This window comes from Candidatus Obscuribacterales bacterium (assembly GCA_036703605.1).
Classification (GTDB): Bacteria; Cyanobacteriota; Cyanobacteriia; order RECH01; family RECH01; genus RECH01.
Genome location: DATNRH010000414.1, coordinates 1 through 2,582 on the forward strand (window position 1 = coordinate 1; position 2,582 = coordinate 2,582).

Genomic DNA, 2,582 nt, shown 5'->3' on the forward strand with positions numbered 1-2,582 from the left:
ATCAACGCGTGGTAGCGCATGGCAATGGTCATCTCTACCCCCTGAAACACCCATTTCAACTGCTGGGGATCGCTGAGGGTGAGGATGGTGCTGGTCTCCGGTAGCGCTGTATGGATCGATTGGGCGATCGCTAGGTCGTTAACCGGTTGAAAGGGAATCAGCATCACATGGGCTTGGGTAGACTGCTGCAGCATCACCAGGGCTCGGGTAAGAGCCGCAAGCCGGGCATCCGTGAGCTGGGGGTGGGAGCGCAGGGCCACGGCAATACGCGGAGCCGGCAGATCCCAAAAGCCCGATACCGGCTTCGAGGCCAGGGCCCAAACCGGATCCGGCGCGAGGGTGCAGGGTACTCGCCACTCTTCTAGCAGCGCTGCCGAGGCGCGATCGCGTACACTCACAGCCGTACAGCCCTGAAAGGATCGACGGGCGATCGCCTGGGTGAGCGATCGCTTCAGGGGCCCCACGCCCTGGGCCCAGGCCACGGTTTTCAGACCCATCTGCTGGGCCATGCCCATGATGCCGCCGTAGTAAATGGGATTCAGCGCACTGGTGGCATCCTGCATCAGACTACCGCCGCCCCAGATGAAGATGTCAGAGCGTCGCAGAGCTGACCACACCGCCGGTGCAGACTTCCGGGGACAGGCTTCTACGCCATAGCAGTTCTGGGTTTCCTCAGGCTGTCCCGATAGCACCAGCGGCTGAACGTGGGACGGCAGCATTTGCAGCAGCGTCGCCAACAGCGCCTCATCGCCCCCATTGCCCTGACCATAATATCCACATAGCACTGCCCGCATGGATTGCCCCTACCTCTGCGATCGCTGATCTCGTATCTCTAGAGCATCATACGGCACAGACCTGCGATTAGACCGGGGGCTGAGGTTGGAGCTGAAGATCTAGGCGATCGCCCTTTATTGACGTGTTATTTGAGGTGATTCGAGGAACGCGAGTGAGCCGCTAAGTCTTGGGTTTGTTTAGCAACGCTTGAATGATACGACGGGAGACACGAAAGTTCGTTTGTTGCAATTGTGCGATCGCCTCAGCTAGGTTGATTAAACCTTGATCTGCGGCATCATCTAAAAGTCCTAAGGTACCGATGATGGCAATCCCTCGCTTCTCTGCAATCCGTCGTCCCAGACGTTCATCAATAATCAACAGATCTGCTGGTAGGGTTTGAGCTAGGGTAATCGCTGCCTGTTCCCCAGGATCAAGACTACTGAGGGTTGTGTCGATTACGGGAACGGTTTGAACAATAAGCCAAGACGGAGGATTTGCAATCCATTGTTGAAGAACTGCTGGTGCGTCTGGATCAAGCATTTCATCCCGAACGATGTCAGGAATGATAATTCGCTGGAAGAGACGGGGTAGTAGATCAATCTGGTTGATGAGCAGTAAGTAGTTGATCGGTGACGTATCGGCAACAACAATCATAAAGCGCTGCTGGTGGGCTTTGCCCGTAGCTGTTGGAGAGTGGTGCGATCGCGTTCCAAATCAGCCTCATCGTAGTGCAAATCAGCATGATGCCGTTTCAAAAAGTCATCGACTGACCAGCGGGAAGGTAGCCCTAGAAGACGACCCACTTCAGCATGGGTAATTTTTTCAGTTTGGTAGGCTTGGATCACCAGGGCTTCTAAGATCTCATCGGCAAGGCGATCGTGATTAAAGTGCTGAATTAGCTCTTCAGGGAGATCGATGGTGACTTGCATAATCCAGACTCCGTATTGAGTGGTTTGATCAGGTTAGGAATGATGTGAGTGTTCCTGGTAGACAACTAGGAGAGCATCGTTTAAAGCATCTATGACGTTGCCTTGACTCATAGTCTAGCTGCCATAATTAGGTGGTTGAAGCAACAACATTCTGGAGTGGCTGATGGTGGAACCTGTAACTCTGACGGCAACAGCGATCGCCACAATGATTGCGACAAAAGCTTTTGAAAAGACAGGCGAGAAAATTGGTGAAGCGGTGGGAGGTTTAATCCCCAAGTTCATCAGTGCTTTGCGGCGGAAAGCTCCCAAAACGGCTGATGCTATTACCACCGTAGCCCAACAACCAGACCTTGCAGAACAGCAGCCAGAAACCTATGGCACATTAACTCTTGTTGCCAAAGTTGAGGCAGTTGCTCAAGAGGATGCAGACATTCAGCAGGCAGTGCAGGAGATTCAAACGGCCATTCAAGCGCAGCCTGGTGCTGTCGTGAATTTAACCCAATTGGCAGAGAAAATTGGCGTGGTGAACCAGGGGACGATCATTAACCAAACCAATACTTTTTCCTTCTAGCCTGCAGCCATGAAAGAACCGATCGCCAACAAAATTGGCGTGGCGAATCTAGGAACGGTCTATGGTCAGACCAACAACGTCACCATTCATGAAGCTCAGCGGGTGGCGCTGATTTATAGCGACCCTTTACCTGATCTGCGGGTTTTTCAGGGACGGGGCGAGCAATGCTTAGAACTCAACACCTGGCTAGCTGATCCAGATGTCTCGATGATGGGCATTCGAGGTGAGGGCGGCATCGGCAAGTCTACGCTGATGGCAAAGGTGTTTGCTGAAAGTCAGGGATTTGCGGGTAAGTTTTGGGCAGATGT

5 protein-coding genes are annotated in these 2,582 nt (G+C 53.2%); 2 read left to right on the top strand and 3 right to left on the bottom strand.

From position 1 onward, the window contains the following. The 3 genes from csaB to V6D20_08515 all read right to left on the bottom strand — a co-directional run. The coding region (gene csaB, locus V6D20_08505) for a polysaccharide pyruvyl transferase CsaB (protein HEY9815822.1) at positions 1 to 794 on the bottom strand (794 nt) is incomplete at its 3' end. A gap of 160 nt (positions 795 to 954) precedes the next feature. Then, positions 955 to 1,428 (bottom strand): DUF3368 domain-containing protein, encoded by a 474-nt coding sequence (locus V6D20_08510; protein ID HEY9815823.1) that lies wholly within the window; start codon positions 1,426 to 1,428, stop codon positions 955 to 957. Continuing rightward, positions 1,425 to 1,703 (bottom strand): UPF0175 family protein, encoded by a 279-nt coding sequence (locus V6D20_08515; GenBank protein ID HEY9815824.1) that lies wholly within the window; start codon positions 1,701 to 1,703, stop codon positions 1,425 to 1,427. Before V6D20_08515 ends, V6D20_08510 begins: the two co-directional genes overlap by 4 nt. A 163-nt stretch (positions 1,704 to 1,866) precedes the next feature. Here V6D20_08515 and V6D20_08520 point away from each other — a divergent pair, with 163 nt between their 5' ends. Then, entirely contained in the window at positions 1,867 to 2,274 is a 408-nt protein-coding gene (locus tag V6D20_08520; protein HEY9815825.1) for a hypothetical protein, read from the top strand. 9 nt (positions 2,275 to 2,283) lie between these two features. Then, on the top strand, positions 2,284 to 2,582 hold a 299-nt coding region (locus V6D20_08525; GenBank protein HEY9815826.1), incomplete at its 3' end, for an NB-ARC domain-containing protein.

What these genes read in the sequence shown, in the direction of transcription:
- V6D20_08510 (HEY9815823.1), bottom strand. Translation starts at nt 1,428, where the DNA reads ATGATTGTTGTTGCCGATACGTCACCGATCAACTACTTACTGCTCATC.
- V6D20_08515 (HEY9815824.1), bottom strand. Translation starts at nt 1,703, where the DNA reads ATGCAAGTCACCATCGATCTCCCTGAAGAGCTAATTCAGCACTTTAAT.
- V6D20_08520 (HEY9815825.1), top strand. Translation starts at nt 1,867, where the DNA reads ATGGTGGAACCTGTAACTCTGACGGCAACAGCGATCGCCACAATGATT.